General features: G+C 74.4%; 16 protein-coding genes. 10 read left to right on the top strand and 6 right to left on the bottom strand.

Annotation, left to right across the window (positions count from 1 at the left end; genetic code table 11):
- Positions 1–183: 183 nt before the first annotated feature.
- The 4 genes from ACH4E7_RS34540 to ACH4E7_RS34525 all read left to right on the top strand — a co-directional run bounded on the left by ACH4E7_RS34540 (position 184) and on the right by ACH4E7_RS34525 (position 5,180).
- Positions 184–966 (top strand): DUF6643 family protein, encoded by a 783-nt coding sequence (locus ACH4E7_RS34540; protein WP_396253112.1) that lies wholly within the window; start codon positions 184–186, stop codon positions 964–966.
- A gap of 210 nt (positions 967–1,176) precedes the next feature.
- On the top strand, positions 1,177–2,052 hold the full coding sequence (locus ACH4E7_RS34535; protein ID WP_396253111.1) for an MOSC domain-containing protein: 876 nt from the start codon (positions 1,177–1,179) through the stop codon (positions 2,050–2,052).
- 268 nt (positions 2,053–2,320) lie between these two features.
- Positions 2,321–4,750 carry a right-handed parallel beta-helix repeat-containing protein gene (locus ACH4E7_RS34530; protein ID WP_396253110.1) on the top strand — a complete coding sequence of 810 codons (2,430 nt, stop codon included), beginning with the start codon at positions 2,321–2,323 and terminating at the stop codon, positions 4,748–4,750.
- Positions 4,751–4,865: 115 nt separating this feature from the next.
- On the top strand, positions 4,866–5,180 hold the full coding sequence (locus tag ACH4E7_RS34525) for a DUF6191 domain-containing protein (RefSeq protein WP_396253109.1): 315 nt from the start codon (positions 4,866–4,868) through the stop codon (positions 5,178–5,180).
- A gap of 83 nt (positions 5,181–5,263) precedes the next feature.
- Here the strand turns inward: ACH4E7_RS34525 and ACH4E7_RS34520 are convergent, their stop codons facing one another.
- Positions 5,264–5,836, bottom strand: coding sequence for a TetR/AcrR family transcriptional regulator (locus ACH4E7_RS34520; RefSeq protein ID WP_396253108.1), 573 nt, complete (start codon positions 5,834–5,836; stop codon positions 5,264–5,266).
- A gap of 114 nt (positions 5,837–5,950) precedes the next feature.
- On the opposite strand from ACH4E7_RS34520, the gene ACH4E7_RS34515 reads away from it, so the two are divergent.
- Positions 5,951–6,406: a DUF4267 domain-containing protein gene (locus ACH4E7_RS34515; RefSeq protein WP_396253107.1), complete on the top strand. Its 456-nt coding sequence runs from the start codon at positions 5,951–5,953 to the stop codon at positions 6,404–6,406.
- 7 nt (positions 6,407–6,413) lie between these two features.
- Here the strand turns inward: ACH4E7_RS34515 and ACH4E7_RS34510 are convergent, their stop codons facing one another.
- Both ACH4E7_RS34510 and ACH4E7_RS34505 read right to left on the bottom strand, forming a co-directional pair.
- Positions 6,414–7,544, bottom strand: a complete 1,131-nt coding sequence (locus ACH4E7_RS34510) for a PLP-dependent cysteine synthase family protein (RefSeq protein ID WP_396253106.1) — start codon at positions 7,542–7,544, stop codon at positions 6,414–6,416.
- 207 nt (positions 7,545–7,751) lie between these two features.
- Positions 7,752–9,026 carry an ROK family protein gene (locus ACH4E7_RS34505; RefSeq protein WP_396253105.1) on the bottom strand — a complete coding sequence of 425 codons (1,275 nt, stop codon included), beginning with the start codon at positions 9,024–9,026 and terminating at the stop codon, positions 7,752–7,754.
- A gap of 17 nt (positions 9,027–9,043) precedes the next feature.
- Between ACH4E7_RS34505 and ACH4E7_RS34500 the strand changes: the two genes are divergently transcribed.
- Both ACH4E7_RS34500 and ACH4E7_RS34495 read left to right on the top strand, forming a co-directional pair.
- Positions 9,044–10,273, top strand: coding sequence for an MFS transporter (locus tag ACH4E7_RS34500; protein WP_396253104.1), 1,230 nt, complete (start codon positions 9,044–9,046; stop codon positions 10,271–10,273).
- Between the two features lie 119 nt (positions 10,274–10,392).
- Positions 10,393–10,968 carry a HutD family protein gene (locus tag ACH4E7_RS34495; protein ID WP_396253103.1) on the top strand — a complete coding sequence of 192 codons (576 nt, stop codon included), beginning with the start codon at positions 10,393–10,395 and terminating at the stop codon, positions 10,966–10,968.
- A gap of 62 nt (positions 10,969–11,030) precedes the next feature.
- Here the strand turns inward: ACH4E7_RS34495 and ACH4E7_RS34490 are convergent, their stop codons facing one another.
- Entirely contained in the window at positions 11,031–11,954 is a 924-nt protein-coding gene (locus tag ACH4E7_RS34490; RefSeq protein ID WP_396253160.1) for an esterase/lipase family protein, read from the bottom strand.
- 150 nt (positions 11,955–12,104) lie between these two features.
- On the opposite strand from ACH4E7_RS34490, the gene ACH4E7_RS34485 reads away from it, so the two are divergent.
- Positions 12,105–13,430, top strand: a complete 1,326-nt coding sequence (locus ACH4E7_RS34485) for a PucR family transcriptional regulator (protein WP_396253102.1) — start codon at positions 12,105–12,107, stop codon at positions 13,428–13,430.
- 110 nt (positions 13,431–13,540) lie between these two features.
- Here ACH4E7_RS34485 and ACH4E7_RS34480 read toward each other — a convergent pair whose 3' ends face one another.
- A complete protein-coding gene (locus tag ACH4E7_RS34480) occupies positions 13,541–14,296 on the bottom strand; it encodes an acyltransferase (RefSeq protein ID WP_396253101.1) in 756 nt (251 codons plus the stop codon).
- Positions 14,297–14,452: 156 nt separating this feature from the next.
- Here ACH4E7_RS34480 and ACH4E7_RS34475 point away from each other — a divergent pair, with 156 nt between their 5' ends.
- Positions 14,453–15,226: a maleylpyruvate isomerase family mycothiol-dependent enzyme gene (locus ACH4E7_RS34475; protein ID WP_396253100.1), complete on the top strand. Its 774-nt coding sequence runs from the start codon at positions 14,453–14,455 to the stop codon at positions 15,224–15,226.
- A 27-nt stretch (positions 15,227–15,253) separates the two neighbouring features.
- Here the strand turns inward: ACH4E7_RS34475 and ACH4E7_RS34470 are convergent, their stop codons facing one another.
- The gene (locus tag ACH4E7_RS34470) at positions 15,254–16,027 is read right to left on the bottom strand and encodes an enoyl-CoA hydratase family protein (protein WP_396253099.1); all 774 of its coding nucleotides are present in this window, start codon (positions 16,025–16,027) and stop codon (positions 15,254–15,256) included.
- A 189-nt stretch (positions 16,028–16,216) separates the two neighbouring features.
- Between ACH4E7_RS34470 and ACH4E7_RS34465 the strand changes: the two genes are divergently transcribed.
- Complete coding sequence (locus ACH4E7_RS34465; RefSeq protein WP_396253098.1) at positions 16,217–17,014, top strand: ATP-grasp domain-containing protein; 798 nt, start codon at positions 16,217–16,219, stop codon at positions 17,012–17,014.
- Positions 17,015–17,029 lie beyond the last annotated feature (15 nt).

Below are 17,029 nucleotides of genomic sequence, written 5' to 3'. Positions count from 1 at the left end.
GGCGGCCTCGTCCGGGTGCTGTTCGATCACTGACGGGGTGCCAGAGTTGTCCGGAACTGAGCTCCAGTTTGTCCGTTATTATCACTTTCGAAACCTTTGTGCGAGCGAAGACTGTGTAAACACTCGAACTGCTCCCCCTCCCACTCTCCTCAGCAGGCGCATTGTGGGCTTACCGTATGCCCCATGACCTCGCCCCGCTCCTACGACGGAGTCGGCTACCCCTCTCCGTCCTTCTCCTCCGGCACGCCGATTTACGACAGCCTCGTGGCTGAGCGCGGCGTCCCGCAGATCGCGCCCATCAATGTGCCGGCCGCCCTGCCGCCGGCACTGTCGTCCGGATACGGATCAGGCCTCGCCCCGTCCTACGAGAACCGGTACGGCAACGGGTACGAGAGTGCCGGCAGCAACCTCCCCGCGCTGCCGCCCGCCCGCCTCGCCCTGGGCCCCGGCCCGAGCAGCGGCCCCTCCGCCGGCCCCGCCACGGCGTACATCCCCGCGCAGCCCGCGCCGGCGTACGCCGCCGCTCCGCAGCCGCCCGTCCCCGGTTACGGCGCCCCCCAGCCGTACCAGCGGCCGCAGCCCGCCGCCCCGGCGTTCGCGCAGACCGCCAGCGGTGGCTACCAGCCGACCGGCGGCCAGAGCTTCGGCGGCCAGAACACCTTCATCGGCCAGGGCGGCCCGCAGACCTTCGGCGCTCAGCCGAACGGCGGCCCGGCCGGTTTCGGCCACGGCCAGCCGCAGGGCGGTCCGCAGAGCTTCGGCGGCCAGCAGTCCTTCGGCGGCCCGAACCCGGCCGGCCCCGGCTTCCAGGGTCAGGGCGGCGACCAGGGCTTCGGCGGCGCCCAGCTGCGCCCGGCCATGGCTCCGGTCGCGCCGGTCCGCCCGATGCAGCCGCAGCGCCCGGGCCCGTACGGCGAGCCCGGCAACTTCCAGGGCGGCTACCAGTCGCAGGCCCAGGGCTACTGAGCCCCTGGCACCACAGGGCCGAACCCCACCCGGCCCGCACCCGCACCACCTGAGCACCACCCGGCGACCCCTGAACGCCGGGCGAACGGAGAAACGGGTCATCCACGGACCGCCCGGAACGCCCCCCACGGCGTCCCGGGCGGTCCGTGCGCGTACAGGGAGATCCGGGGGCCGTGCGGGTGGCCGCAGCGCTGCTGGCAGGATGGGGGAATGCGCCTCACCGGACTCCACGTCTACCCCGTCAAATCGATGTACCGCCTGAGCCCGGACACCGTCGCGGTCCAGCCCTGGGGTCTGGCCGGAGACCGCCGCTGGATGCTCGCCGACGCCACCGGACGCTTCGTCAGCCAGCGCGAGAACGCCGCCCTCGGACAGATCCGGGTCGCCCTGCTGCCCGACGGCGCGCTGTCGCTGACCGCCCCCGACGGCTCCCGGATCGAGGTCACCGCCCCCGCCGTCGCGGCCGGCGACCCGCTCGCCGAGGTCGAGGTCTGGGGCACCCGCTTCCGCGCCGTCGAGGCCGCCAAGGAGGCGCACGGCTGGATCGCCGAACACCTCGGCGAGTACCGCCTCGTGCACCTGGACGACCCCCGTGCCCGGCCCGTCGACCCGGAGTACGGCGAGCCCGGCGACACCGTCTCGATGGCCGACGGCTTCCCGCTGCTGCTCACCACCACCGCCTCGCTGGACCGGCTCAACGAGCTGATCGCCGCCGAGCACCCGGACGGCCACGAGACCCTGCCGATGGAGCGCTTCCGCCCCAACGTGGTCGTCGCCGGCTCCGAGGCCTGGGCCGAGGACGGCTGGTGCCGGATCCGGATCGGCTCGCTCACCTTCAAGGTGGTCAAGCCCTGCGGCCGCTGCGTGATCACCACCACCGACCAGGAGAGCGGCGAGCGGCGCGGCCCCGAGCCGCTGCGCACCCTGGCCCGACACCACCGTCTGTTGCGCAAGGCCGCGTTCGGGCAGAACCTGATCCCCGAGCGCCCGGCCGACGTCGAGGGCGACGTGCTCGGCGCGCTGCGGCTCGGCGACGACGTCGAGGTGCTGGAGGACGGAGCTCACTGGCCCGCCGACGGGCGCTGAGCACGCGTCCGTGCCCCGGGGCGCTCCATCGTTGCGGCTCGTCGGCCTGCGTTCCGGCTCCCGGGCGGCGGTACGGAACCCAGGCTGTGCGCGCTCGTTGAACAAGTGGTCGGAACCTGTGGCCGCGGTGGGTGCTAGCGGTGTCCGGCCGCCCGCGGGCGGCCGGAGCACCCATACAGGCGCGCTACGGTGGGGCGGACGGCCCGCGCACCCCGCGCGTACGGCCCGTTGATCGCCGGCACGACGAAGGTGGGGACGACAGACCGTCATGGCTGAGCACAGGGTCCGGGTCACCCAGGACAGCGCATCCCGATGGCGTCGCCGCGCGGGCGAGTACGACACGCTCGCGGAAGCCCTGGCGGCCGCCGAACCGGGCGACACCGTGACCGTCCGGCCGGGGACCTTCCGGGAGAACGTGCTGCTGGACAAGCCGGTGACGATCGTGCCGGCCCAGGGCCCGGGCACCGTCCGGATCGAGCCGGCCTCCGGGGTGGCGCTCACCGTCACCGCCGCCGCGACCGTGCGCGACCTGGTGATCGAGGGCGGCGACAGCTCCAGCCCGGCCGTCCTGGTCACCGGCCCGCAGGCGACGCCCGCGCTCAGCGGCTGCCGGGTCGAGACCCGCTCCGCCACCGGGATCGAGGTCGGCGGCGGCGCCCGGCCGACCCTGCGCGGCTGCGTGGTCACCAACCCCGGCGGGCTCGGCCTGCGGCTGCGCGGCGAGGGGACCGCCGCCGCCTTCGAGGACTGCGAGGTCGCCGCGGCCGGCCAGGCCGGGCTCGCCGTCCTCGGCGGCGCGACCGCCGCGCTGGACCGCTGCCGCGTCCACCACACCTCCGGCGCCGGAGTGCTGCTCTCCGACCCGGGCAGCGCGGCCGAACTGACCGGCTGCGAGATCTACGAGATCCGCGGCAGCGGCGTGCAGGCCGAGGCGCAGGCCGGCGGACGACTGGTCGACTGCGAGATCCACCGGGTCACCGGCAACGGCCTGACCCTGGACGGCGAGGCCGAGCTCGTACTCACCGGCTGCCGGGTGCACGACCTGCCGGAGAACGGCGCCGACCTGCGCGGACGCTCCCGGCTCAGCCTCGTCCACAGCACCGTGCGGGACTTCGGTCGCGGGGCGCTGTCGGTCTGGGACCAGGGCACCGAGGCGGTCGCCGAGTCCTGCCAGATCCACGGCTCCACCGGTGAGTACCCGGCGCTGTGGGTCAGCGACGGCGCTCGACTCACCCTCACCGACTGCTCGCTGCACGACCTGCCGGACGCGCTGTTCGTCCTCGACCGGGACTCCGCCGCCGTCGCCGAGGGCTGCTCGTTCAGCCGGATCCGCAGCTCGGCGGTCTCGGTCAGCGGCGGGGCCACCGTCTCCCTGGCCGGCTGCCGGGTGCAGGAGGCCGGCACCGGGCTCTGGTTCCGCGACCACGGCAGCGGCGGACTGCTCACCGGCTGCGAGATCTCGGACGTGGCCACCGGCGTCATCGTCACCAAGGGCGCCGACCCGGTGCTGCGCGACTGCACCGTGCGGGCCAGCACGGACGCCGGGGTGTACGTCTCGGCGCAGGGGCGGGGCACCTTCGAGGACTGCCGGGTATCACACGGCAAGGGCTTCGGCTTCCACATCATCGACGGATGCCGCACCCAGCTCACCCGGTGCCGGACGGAGCAGAACGAGCGGGCCGGGTTCGAGTTCTCCGAGCCGGGGCCGATCACGGAGGGGTGCACATCGGACGATGTCGGGCCGGCCGCCCCTGCGGGCGCCGCCACTGAGGTACCGGCACCTCGGCCGGCCCGACTGACCGCTGCCGTGCCCGTGTTGGCCGCTCCTACGGGGGCTTCGACGGCCTCGGCTTCATCTGCGATCGCCCCGATCCCGGACTGCCGGCCCGCCGACGAGGCGCTCGCCGAGCTGGACTCACTGGTCGGGCTGGCGACGGTGAAGCAGGAGGTGCGCACCCTGATCGACCTGATCTCGGTCGGCCGGCGCCGCCGCCAGGCCGGGCTCAAGGCGCCCTCGCTGCGCCGCCACCTGGTGTTCACCGGCGCCCCCGGCACCGGCAAGACCACCGTCGCCCGGTTGTACGGCGAGATCCTCGCCTCGCTCGGGGTGCTCCAGCGCGGACACCTGGTCGAGGTCGCCCGGGTCGATCTGGTCGGAGAGCACATCGGCTCCACCGCGATCCGCACCGCCGCCGCCTTCGACCGGGCGCGCGGCGGGGTGCTGTTCATCGACGAGGCGTACGCGCTCGCACCCGAGGACGGCGCGCGGGACTTCGGGCGCGAGGCGATCGACACCCTGGTCAAGCTGATGGAGGACCACCGAGACGAGGTGGTCGTCATCGTGGCGGGTTACACCGCCGAGATGGAGCGCTTCCTGTGCGCCAACCCCGGTGTCTCGTCTCGGTTCTCACGCACCATCACCTTCCCCGACTACACGGCGGACGAGCTGCTGGAGATCGCCCGGGCGCAGTGCGCGGAACACGAGTACGCGCTCTCCGAGGCGACCGAGGGCGCGCTACTGGACCACTTCGCCCGGCTGGAGCGCGGCCCCAACTTCGGCAACGGGCGCACGGCCCGGCAGGTGTTCGAGACGATGGTCGAGCGTCACGCGGTGCGGGTGGCGGCGCTGGCCGACCCGTCGACGGAGGAGCTGCAGCTCCTCGTGCCGGCCGACCTGCCGACGGGGCCACTGCCGTAGGGGTTCGGGGGCGGTCGGGGGCGCCCGGCGTCGGTGGTCCGATCGGCCGGGGCGCTCTTCGTGCTCTTCGCGGCTGCCGGGAACTCAGCTGCGGACACTGACCGTTGACGCCGGTATGGGCATGCTTCTGACGGGCGCGGCGGGCGGGTTACTGCTGCCGGCCGGGCTGGTGGTGCTGTTCTTCCTCGGTGCGGTGGTGCGGCGACTACGCGCCCGGCCGGCGGCGGCCGGTTCGGCCGGTGGGCGCGGTGCGGGTGCGACCGCGACGGAGGAGCTGCACGCGCTGCTGTACCCGAGCAAGCGGGTGCAGCTGGAGCAGCGGCGGGTCGAGCTGGTACTGCGGGACGACGAGCACGACGGCGCGCCGAAGCGTACGGGGATCGACCTCGCGGGCGGGAGGGCGGTGATCCGCAGGCCGGCGGACGGCTGACGGCGAACAGGTGACAGCTGACAGACTCTGAAATCCGTCAGCTGTCAGCCGTCACCCGCTCCCCGCCCCGCTCCGCGACCCACCTACCCCAGCAGCCGCCGCACCAGCAGCTCCACCCGCTCCTGCTCCAGCTCCGGCCGGAGCCGGCCGCCCCGCGCCAGGGTCACCAGCCCGTGCAAGGAGGCCCAGCCCACCTCTGTGAACGCCTCCGGGTCCCCCTCCCCCGCGACCTGGGCGAAGGTCCCCGCCAGCGCCCCGAACGCTTCCTTCAGCGGCTCCGGCGCATCGGGCCGCCCGAACGGCAGGTCCGTGGCGAGGGTGAACATCGCGTCGTAGAGCGCCGGATTGGCGAGCCCGAAGGCCAGGTACTCCCGCGCCGCCGCCGCGAACGCCGCCACCGGCCCGTCCGCCTTGTCGACGACGGCCCGCAGGTCCGCGGCCAGTTCCGCGAAGCCTTCCAGAGCGACGGCCGCGACGATCTCGTTCTTGCCCGCGAAGTGGCTGTAGAGCACGGGCTGGCTGTACTCGATGCGCTCCGCCAGCCGACGGGTCGTCACCGCGTCCCAGCCTTCGGCCTCGGCCAGTTCCCGCGCGGTCCTGATGATCAGCCGGTGTCGCTCGGCACGTTCGCGCTCACGGCGCTGATGAATCGACATAACCGGATCCTAGCAGCGCTAGACAAGAGAGCGGCGACCACGCTAGCTTCATTCCCGTTCCTAGCGACGCTAGAAACCAGAGCGGCGCCAAGCCTTCGAACCCGAGGGGGACCCATGTCCAGCACCACCCTGAGCAGTCGCAGCACCTCCGGCCGGGCCGCCCGGGCCCGCGCGCTGACCGCCGACACGCTGACCGTGCTGATCGCCCTGGGCATCGGCTACGTCGGGGTCGGCTACCTCGTCACGCCGGACAGCATCGTCTCGGGCTTCGGCCTGCCCGAGTGGCCGCACGGCGGGGCCTCGGCCTTCTTCAGCATCAAGGGCATCCGCGACCTCGCCTCCGGCATCGCCCCGCTGGTCCTGCTCTTCACCGGCCAACGCCGGGCCCTCGGCTGGCTGCTGCTCGTCGACGTGCTGATCCCGCTCGACGACGCCATCACCGTGCTGAGTCACCACGGCTCCACCGCCACCGCCCTCGGCATCCACGGCGCGACCGCGGTCGGCGTCGCCGTGGCGGCCGGGCTGCTGCTCACCGAGCGTCGCAACCCGGCCGCCACGACCGACGCCTGAGGTGGCGTCAGTCCGTCCAGGCGCCGCCCGCCAGGAAGGACTCCATGGCGGCCCGGTATGGCGCGATGTCGATCCGCTCGCCGGCCAGCCAGTCGTCGGAGTAGTACTTGTCGAGGTAGCGGTCCCCCGGGTCGCAGATCAGACCGACCACGCTGCCCGTACGCCCGGCCGCCCGCATCTCGGCGACGATCCGCAGCGCGCTCCACAGCCCCGTCCCGGTGGAGGCACCCGCCTTCTTCCCGAGCACCTGCTCCAGCACCCGCACCGCGGCAATCGAGGCGGCGTCCGGCACCTTCATCATCCGGTCGATCGCCCCCGGGACGAAGCTCGGCTCCATCCGGGGCCGTCCGATGCCCTCGATCCGGGAGCCGCTGTCGCAGACGGCGTCCGGATCGTGGTGCACCCAGCCGTCGAAGAAGCAGGAGTTCTCCGGGTCGGCGACGCAGATCCGGGTGTCGTACTGCATGTAGTGCACATAGCGGGCGATGGTCGCCGAGGTGCCGCCGGTACCGGCGGTGGCGACGATCCAGGCCGGCTCGGGGTGCGGCTCCAGCCGCAGCTGGGCGAAGACCGACTCGGCGATGTTGTTGTTGCCGCGCCAGTCGGTGGCCCGCTCGGCGTAGGTGAACTGGTCCATGTAGTGTCCGCCGGTCTCCTCGGCGAGCCGGGCGGAGGCCTCGTACACCTCGTCCGAGCGCTCGACCAGGTGGCACTCGCCGCCGTGGAACTGGATCAGGTCGATCTTGGCCTGGCTGGTGCTCTTGGCCATGACGGCGATGAACGGCACCCCGATCAGCTGGGCGAAGTAGGCCTCGGAGACGGCGGTGGAGCCGCTGGAGGCCTCGATCACCGGCTTGCCCGGGCGGATCCAGCCGTTGCAGAGCCCGTAGAGGAAGAGCGAGCGGGCGAGGCGGTGCTTGAGCGAGCCGGTCGGATGGGTGGACTCGTCCTTGAGGTAGAGGTCGATCCCCCACTCGGCCGGCAGCGGGAAGCGCAGCAGGTGGGTGTCGGCGGAGCGGTTGGCGTCGGCCTGGACCTTGCGCACCGCCTCCTTGAGCCAGGCGCGGTACTGCGGGTCCGAGCGGTCGACGTCGACGGTCGGCTCGATGCCGGGGCTCCCACCGGGCTGGGTGCTCATTGGTCACTACTCCCTCGTTGCGGCCCCCCGCTGCTCACTACGAGTGTACGAGGGTCACGATAAGTGACCGTTTCTAGAAGCCCAGCTTCCGCTTATCGCCCCTCGGGCGACACCGCCGACACCGTTCAGGCCCGCACCGTTCAGGTCGGCCACGCCAGGCCGACCACGTCGGACAGCCGCGTCAGACCGGCCCCGCCATGGCCGGCCTCAGACCGGCACCGACTGCGGGTCCGCCAGGTACGGTCCCCAGCCCAGCTCGGCCGCGCCGGCGAGCGCGCCGTGCTCCAGCTCCGCCCCGACGATCGGCACCCGTCCGCTGCGCCCCCAGAGGCAGCGCTCGGCGACCACCGCGCGCAGCCGGTCGGGGGCGGCCTCCAGCAGGTCGAGGTGGAGGCCGCTGAGCACCACCCGGTCCGGGTTGAGGATGTTGGCGACGCCGGCCAACCCGAGCCCGAGCCGGTCGATGACGTGCTCCACCGCCGCCCGCGCCCGCTCGTCGCTCGCGGCCGCCCAGCACAGCTCGCGGGCCTGGTCGAGCAACGGGCGCCCGGGCTCCGGGGCGATCCCGGCGGCGGCGAACAGCGCGTCGGGGTCGGTCTCGGAGTTGAGGCAGCCCCGGTTGCCGCAGACGCAGGGGCGGCCCTGCGGGTCGACGGTGAGGTGGCCGACCTCCAGGGCGAGCCCGGCGCTGCCGGTGTGCAGGTGACCGTCGATCACCAGCGCGCCGCCGACGCCGCTGTGGCCGGAGGTGACCAGCAGCAGGTGGCGGGCACCGCGCCCCGCGCCGTGGCGGTACTCGGCGAGCGCGGCGAGGTTGGCGTCGTTGCCGACGAAGGTGGGCAGCGGACGCAGGGCGTTCGGGCCGTGGTCGGCGCGGCCGACCTCGACGTCGTACAGGTCCGCGACCGGGGTGCCGCTGGGCCAGGCGAAGTGCAGTGCGGCCAGCGCGGTGCCGTCGGGCTCGGTGACGGGGTTGGGCAGCGCGAGCGAGGCGGCCAGGCAGCGGCGGTCGGTCGAGCGGGCCAGTTCGGCACCCGCCTGGGCGACCGCGCGCAGCATCCGGACCGGGTCGGTGGCGGCGGGCAGCGGCAGGTGGACCGGCGGATCGAGCAGTCCGCCGAGGCCGACCAGGGTGACGCCGAGCTGGTCGGCGTGGATCTGCCCGGCGACCACCACCGGCCCCCGGGGGTCGATCGCCAACCGGTGCGACGGGCGGCCGCGACCGCCGCCGGCCGGGCGCGAGTCGACCGTGATCAGGCCGAGCGCCTCCAGTTCGGCCGTGACCGCCCCGGCGGTGGCCCGGGTGACGTCCAGCGCGCGGGTGAGTACGGAGCGGGTGGGCGTCTGGCCGGCGTGGATGAGCGACAGCGCGGGGCCGAGCAGCGTCCGACCGCGGTCGGGGGCCGCGCGGCGGTTGGCGTCGCGCGGCGCGTCGGGGCCGGCCCCGGAGCGGGGCCTCGGGCTTGAAGGTGAGAGCTGCACGCCCCTATTGTGACTTTGTGCCGCTTCGAAACAAAATTTGTTCCCGCCACCCCGACCACTCCCCCGCCCAGTCTCGCAGCACAACCCCGGTGACCGACAGTCCCTGGGGCCCCGCGCGGCTCGCACTCACCGCCTTCTTCGCCGTCGACGGCTTCCTCTTCGCCGCCTGGGTCGTCCGCATCCCGGACGTCCGCAGCCAGGTCAGCGCCTCGCACAGCGCCCTCGGCCTGGCCCTGCTCTGCCTGTCGATCGGGGCCGTCCTCACCATGCCGGTGGTCGGCCGGCTCTGCCTGCGGTACGGCTCGCGACCGGTCACCGTCGGCTCGCTCGCCCTGCTCAGCCTCGCCGTCCCGTTGCCCGCACACGCTCATTCGGTGCTCTCGCTCGGCGGTGTGCTGCTGCTGTTCGGCGCCGGGTACGGGGGCGCCAACGTCGCCATGAACAGTGCCGCCGTCGACCTGGTGGCACAGCTGCGACGGCCCGTCATGCCCAGCTTCCACGCCGGGTACAGCCTCGGCGGGCTGCTCGGCGCGGGCCTTGGCGGGCTGCTCGCCGACCGGCTCACCACCGCCTGGGCGCTCGCGCTCGGCGGGCTGCTGGGCCTGGCCGTCACCGTCGGCGCGGGGGTCGTGCTGCTGCGCAGCCCGGCGGCGCCGATGGTCGCGCCCGAACCCTCGGCCAAGGGCGCGACGGACCGACCGGCCGGGGGCCACGCCCGACTGCTGGTGCTGCTGCTCGGCCTGACGGCGCTGTGCACCGCGTACGGCGAGGGGGCGATCGCCGACTGGACCACCCTGCACCTCACCGACGACGTCCACGCGAGCGCCGGGACGGCCGCCGCCGGGTACGCCGCGTACGCCTTCGCGATGACCAGCGGGCGGGTGGGCGGCACCTGGCTGTCGATCAGACTCGGCCAGACCCGGCTGATGCTGCTCGGCGGACTGGCGGCCGCGGTCGGCATGCTGGTCGCGGCACTGGCCCCGGCGGCACCGGTCGCCATCGGCGGCTTCGTCCTGGTCGGCCTCGGCCTGGCCAACCTGTTCCCGCTCGCCATCGCCCGGGCCGGCGCGACGGGCGGCCCGCAGGGCGTCGCGCTCGCCTCGACGCTCGGGTACGGCGGGATGCTGATCGGACCGGTGGTCATCGGCTTCCTCGCCGACGCGGCCGGACTGCCGCTGGCCCTGACCACGGTGGCGCTCGCGGCGACGGCGGCGGCGTTCCTGCCGCTGGCGGTGCGGCGGCGCTGACGGCGGCGAACGGATGACCGCGAACGGATGACAGACTTCACCATCCGTCATCCGTTCGCCGTTACCCGCCCCCGGCCCCCGCTGCCGCACCCGCCGCAAAGGTGGCAGGATGCGGCCCCATGACGACCAGCGGACGCATCCAGGTACTGCGCGCCACCGAGCGCCCCGCCACCGCGTGGCTCAACGGGGGCGGGGTGACCAGGGAGGTCGCCGGGTTCCCGGCCGGGGCCGGGCTGGACGGCTTCGACTGGCGGGTCAGCCTCGCCGACGTCGCCTCCGCCGGCCCCTTCTCCCCCTTCCCCGGCATCGACCGGGTGATCACCCTGGTCGAGGGCGCCGGCATGGCCCTCACCGTGGACGGCACCGAGCAGCTGGTCGACGCACCCTTCCGCCCGTTCGCCTTCCCCGGGGACGCCACGACGGACTGCCGGCTGCTCGGCGGCCCGGTGGTGGACTTCAATGTGATGACCCGCCGCGGCCGGGTCGAGGCCGCCGTGGACCTGGTCAGCGCACCCGGCCCGGTGGAGGCCCCGCCGGCGGCGACCGTCCTGCTGGTCTGCCTCTCCGGTTCCGCATCCCTCGACGGCATCGAACTGGCCCGCTTCGACGCCGCCCTGCTCACCGCCGCCGGCCCGTACGAGCTGCGCCCGGCCGACGGTACCACCGCCGTCGTCACCTTCCGCCCCGCCCACTGAACGACGCGCCACCCGTGCCCTCGGGACGACCGGGGGCACGGGCGGCGGGCAGCGGCCGGCACTCAGCCGCAGAGCACCGGCGTGGCGTGCGCCGGGTCCAGCGCGTTGGTCACCAGGTGCAGCGCCGTCGGCGAGAAGGCGATCGCCACGTGCTCGGCGAGCGTGATCGGGCAGTGGTCCTGCAGCACCTCGTCGTCGACGTCCGGCCCGCTCAGGAACTGGGTCCGCCACGGGGTGACGACCTCGTCGTAGACCGTCGAGATCACCGTGTAGCTCACCCCCGGCACGGTGTCCGGCCGGGAGGCCATGGTCAGGTTGAAGTCGGAGCCCACCGCCTGGTCCCGGCAGGCCTGGCAGACCGTGTAGACCAGGTCGGCGACACCCGGGAAGTACGGCGCGAGCTTGGTGATCCCGTCGAGGGTCGTGCCGTGGTTGGACGGCGCCAGGCCGACCAGCCTGTCCACCTTCGAGGCCCCGCCGAGGAACTTCAGGTAGTAGTTCGGCAGCATCCCTCCCTGGGAGTGCCCGACGATGTCGACCTTGGCCGCGCCGGTCGCGTTCCGCACCAGGTCGACGAAGGTCGCCAGTTGGGCCGCCGAGGCGGGCACCGGCCCGAGCCCGCCGATCGGCAGCAGCAGGCCGCTGCCGGTGGAGGTGATGCCGGGGATGGTGCCGTAGTCGAGGGCGAAGACGCAGTACCCGAGGCTCTTCAGCAGCGGGGAGAGCGCCAGCCAGTTCTCGTAGCGGTTGGCGAAGGTGCCGTGCACCAGGACCACCGGGTTGGGGTGTGCGGCGGTCGGTCGGCAGCTCCAGTCGTTGGCGCCGGGCGGCGATGCCACCGAGTCGCCGTCGGGCGGGAGTTCAGCGGCGGCGGCCGGGGCCGCGGTGACCGCCGGGGCGGCCGAAGCCGGGCCCGCCGTCGCCCCCGCCAGCAGCGCGCCCGCCAGCAGGGTCGCGCCGAAGGCTCCACCGAGCCGACGACGCAGGGGAGTTGCGGAGAAGCGGAGAAGTGGGGTTCTCAACTGTTGCCTCCACAGCGGAAGTTTGTTACCAACAGGTAACCCGAGTGGCTCAATGATGCGGTCGCCCCTCCGGCCCGGCCCTTGGGTGTTCCCCAGACCTGGACGGTGTTCTCTGTGACCGGTCACAACGCACCCCACTGCACGCCCCCGGACACCCCCGAAACCGCGCCGACCTGGCACGTCCCGGTGATCGGCGGCCGCCCGGCCGACCAGCTACTGCTCGGCGGCGTCCGCGAGTTGGCCGTGAGCGTGGTCGCCGCACTGCTCGACCGCGTGCCGGTCTACCGCCGCCTCCCGCGGGAGCAGCTCACCGGCGAGCTCACCCGGGACACCGAACGCCGCATCCGCGCCCTCGCCCACACCGTCCGCACCGGACTCCCCGCCCCCACCGCGGAGTTCAGCGCCGTACGGGAGGCCGCCGCGCGCCGCGCCGAGGAGGGCCTGCCGTTGGACGCCGTACTGCTCGCCCACCACCTCGGGCTGGAGGTCTGCTGGGAGTTCGTCACCCGGGACGCCCACGCCGGGGACGCCGCCGACCTGCTGGTGATCAACCGGCTGCTGCTCGACCAGCTCCGCCGGGCCACCACCGCCGCCGGCGCCGGATACCTGGACGGTCGCCGCCCGGCCGGCGACCGGCGCCCCACCGCCCGGCAGTCCCTGCTCACCGCACTGCTCGCCGGCACCCCCGCCGAGGAGGCCGCCGCCAGAGCGGGCGTCCGGCTCCCCGCCGGTTACGCCGTGCTCTGCCTGTCCATCGCCGACCACCCGGACGAGCACTCCCCCGGCGTCGACCCGGGCATCGCCGCCCGCCGCAAGCTGCGCCGCTTCGTCGCCGAACTCGACCACCGCACCCGGCAGTCGGCGCTCACCGCGCTCACCCCGTCGGGCGGCCTGGTGCTCGCCCCGCTCGCCCCGGAGCCCGAGCTGGAACCCGGACAGGCCGACGCAACCGCCCTCGAAGCCCCCTGGCCACAGCTCGCCGCCACCCTCGCCGCCGCGGCCCGCGCCGCCGGGGTGCCCGTGCTGGCCGGTGCGGCCGCCGCCGTACCGGCCGAGGTGTCCGGCGCGGCCGCGCTCGCGTACGAAGTCCTGGACGTGGCCCGGGCGTTCGGCCGACCGCCCGGTCTGCACCGACTGGACGACGTACTGCTGGAGTACCAGCTGACCCGCCCCAGCCAGGCCCGTTCCCGGCTCGCCGCACTGCTCGAACCGCTCGCCGACGGCGGGGAGTTGCTCACCACTCTGCGCACCCACCTGGCGAGCGGCCTCAACCGCCGGCTCACCGCGAGCGCCCTGCACCTGCATCCGAACACCGTGGACTACCGGCTGCGCCGGGTCGCCGTCCTCACCGGCCTGGACCCGTCCAGCCCGGCCGACGTCCTGCGGATCACCGCGGCCATCGCCGCGCGCGCCGCCGAGCAGTCCTCCCCGGCGCGCTAGTCGCACCCCGGTACCCGCGCCGCCGGAAACGGTGACGCGGGTGCCGGGGGCGAGCGGGGATCAGCGGTACAGCGAGGCGCGGGCCCCCAGGAAGGACCGACGGACGGTCCTCAGCCCTGCTCCCCCGGCAGCCGCAGGTCCCAGCCGACCAGGGCCCGCAGCTGCTCCGCCGTCACCCCGTCCGGCACCGGCCGGGGCGGTTCGTGGCGCAGCGGCGGCTGCCAGCCCTCCTCTTCGGTCCAGCGGCGCACCACCTTGGCGGGCGCCCCGGCGACCACGCAGTGCGAGGGCACCTCACCGCGCACGACCGCGCCCGCCGCGACCACGACGTTGCGCCCGATCCGCGCCCCCGGCATGATCACCGCGCCGGTGCCGATCCAGCTGCCCGCGCCGATCTCCACCGGCTCGTTGCGCGGCCACTGCTTGCCGATCGGCAGCTCTGTGTCGCGGTACTCGTGCGCCTGGTCGCTCACGTACACGCCAGGGCCGGTCCAGACGTCGTCGCCGATGACGATCGACTCGTGGCCGACGATGTGGCTGTCCCGGCCGATCACGCAGCCGCCGCCGATCCGCACGATCGGCTCCGGCCCGAGGTCGAGCCCGGGCAGGAAGCCGGCGCTGATGGTGACCCGCTCGCCGATGATCGAGAACGGCCCGATGGTGATCCACTGCTCGTTGAACACCGCCCCGGGCGGGAAGGCGAGGGTCGTGCCGTCCCCCAGCTCGCCGAACCGGTACGGGCCCGGGTTCCGGTTGGTGACCGCGCCGGTCCGCTGCACCCAGCGCCAGCCCCGGTGGACGAGGCGCCCGGCGGCCCTGCGGCCACCGGCCCGGACGGCGGAGAGAAGGGAACGGGTTATCGGCATGCGCTCACGTTACCGGCCCGTAGCGTCCGCCCGTCCGCCGGGAGGCCGACATCACACCGGCCCCGCCGCACCGGCCCCGCCGACCCCGCCCGCACCGGCCCCACGGTCGTCCGAAATCCGCCACCGAGGCGGAGCGGCGGTGAAAGACTCCGCCCCATGGAGATCTCCGCACACATCGACGCACTGCGCCTTGAGGGCGTGCTGCTCGCCGAGGCCGCCGACCGTACCGACCTCGCCGCCCCCGTTCCGACCTGCCCGGAGTGGCGGCTGGGCGACCTGCTGCGGCACGTCGGCCGGATCCACCGCTGGGCCGCCGCCCACCCGGCGAAGGGCCTGCGGGCGCCGCTGGACCCGGCGGGCGAGCACGAGGCGTTCGGACCGCGGCCCTCGGACGCCGCGCTGCTCGACTGGTTCCGCGAGGGCCACGCCGCCCTGGTGACGACGCTCGCCGAGGCCCCGGCCGACGTCGAGTGCTGGAGCTTCCTGCCGGCGCCCAGTCCGCTGGCCTTCTGGGCCCGGCGCCAGGCGCACGAGACCGCCGTCCACCGCTTCGACGCCGACGCGGCCGCCGGGAAGCCCGGCCCGGCCGTGGACCCCGCGCTCGCCCTGGACGGCATCGACGAGCTGCTGCGCGGCTTCATGGTCCGCGGCCGGGCGAAGGTGCACAGCGACACCCCGCGCACCGTCCGGGTCCGCACGACCGACGGCCCCGGCTCCTGGCACCTGACCATCACCCGTGAGCCGCTGGCCGTCACCACGGAGGAACAGCCCGAACCGGCCGACCTGACCATCAGCGGCCCGGCCCGCGAGCTCTACCTGCTGCTCTGGAACCGGCTGACGGCCGAACAGGCCGAGCAGGCCGGGCAGGCCGAGCTCAGCGGCGACCGGGACCTGCTCGGCCTCTGGCGGGAGACCGCGGCGATCCGCTGATCCTCAGCCCCGCCTCGGGGATGGCGCTCAGCGCACCCAGGCGGCGGGCCGCTTCTCCAGGAAGGCCCGCATGCCCTCCTGCGCCTCCGCCGAACCGAACAGCCGCGCCGACAACTGCACCAGTTCGTCGGCGTCCCGCTGGAAGGAGCGCACCACCTCGGCGTTGGCCAGCCGCTTGGACTCCGCGAGCCCCTGCGGCGAGCCCTGGCGCAGCGCGTCCAGCAGGCCCTTCAGCACCACCCCGGTGTCCTCGGAGGACTCGGTGGCCCGGGTGAGCAGACCGATCCGGGCCGCCTCGGCGGCGTCGAAGACCTCGCCGGTCAGGTAGTAGCGGGAGGCGGCGCGCGGGTCGAGCTTGGGGCGCAGCGGCAGCGAGATGACGGCGGGCGCGAGGCCGAGCCGGACCTCGGTGAAGGCGAAGGTCGCGGCCGGGCCGGCGATGGCGAGGTCCGCCGCGCCGACCAGGCCGAGGCCGCCGGCCCGGACGTGCCCGTCGATGACGGCGATCACCGGCTTCGAGCAGTCCACGATCGCCTTCTGCAGCTCGACCAGGCCGCGCGGGCCGACGGTCGGGTCCGCGCCGGTCGCCTCGGAGAGGTCCGCGCCCGCACAGAACACCTTGCCGGTGTGGGTGAGCACCACCGCGCGGACGTCCCCGTTCGCCGCCGCGACCGCCAGCCCGGCGTGCAGCTCGGACATCAGGCGGGAGGAGAGCGCGTTACGGTTGTGCGGCGAGTCGAGGGTGAGCGTGGTGACGGCGTCGGCGGTGCTGACGCGGACGAGGGGCTCTGCGCTGGTCATCGGCGTGGGCCTGCCTTCCGGCTGAGGGTGGGTCGGACTGCGGGCGCTGGTCCGGGGTGCCCGGACCGCGCCCGGACGACTCTGGCACGCCCACCCGCCCCTCGGCCAGAGCCAATCGCTCCGGGCCCTCAGCCGACCGCACCGAAATCCGCTGGTGGCGACCGCGGTACGCCCGGCAGCATGGGCGTCATGATCACCGACTCTCCGGTCCTGCTGCTCGCGCCCCGCGTCAACGAGACCGGCCGCCAGCTGCGCACCGCCGCCGGACTGCGCGGCCTGCGGGCGTACACCGCGACGTCCTGGCAGGCGCCGCGCGAACTGCTCGGCGCGCCGGTGCACGTGTACGGCGGGCCGCTGTTCGGAGACGCGGTCGGACGGGAGCTCGGCCTCGCCCTGCTGGAGCCGACCGAGGACTGGCTGGCCCGGCTGCCGCGCGCACTGACCGGGCGGCGGGTGTCCGCCACCACGCTGGCCAGGGCCCGCGAGCTGCGCGGCCCGGCCTTCGTGAAGCCGCCGGCGGACAAGCTGTTCGCCGCCCGGGTCTACCCGGACGGCGGCGCGCTGCCGGGGCCCGAGCTGCTGGACGGCGACACGCCGGTGCTGGTCAGCGAGGTGGTGCGGTTCCGCGCGGAGTACCGGCTGTTCGTGCTGGACGGCGCGGTGCGGGCCGGCTCGCGCTACGCGGTGGACGGTGACCTGTCCGTCGAGCCGCTGGGGCGGGAGCAGGCCGAGGTGCTGGCCTTCACCCGGGACGTGCTGGCCGCCTCGGTCTCGCACGCCCCGCTGCCGAGCGCGGTGGTGGTGGACGTCGGGCGCACCGACGAAGGCTGGGCGGTCGTCGAGGCCAACGCGGCCTGGGCCGGCGGTGGTTACGCCGCCGAGCCGGACGACGTCCTGGACGTGGTACTGCGCTCGGCCGGCCCGGCCGCCCAACTGCCCGCCACCGACCGGCCGTTCCGGCGCGAACTGCCCGAAGTGGTGCGCTGACCGGCCACTTGACCG

Origin of the sequence: Kitasatospora sp. NPDC018058 (assembly GCF_044327205.1) — a bacterium.
Lineage (GTDB): Bacteria > Actinomycetota > Actinomycetes > Streptomycetales > Streptomycetaceae > Kitasatospora.
Note: the sequence above shows the minus strand (reverse complement) of the source record. Positions and strands in the feature narration are given on the sequence as shown.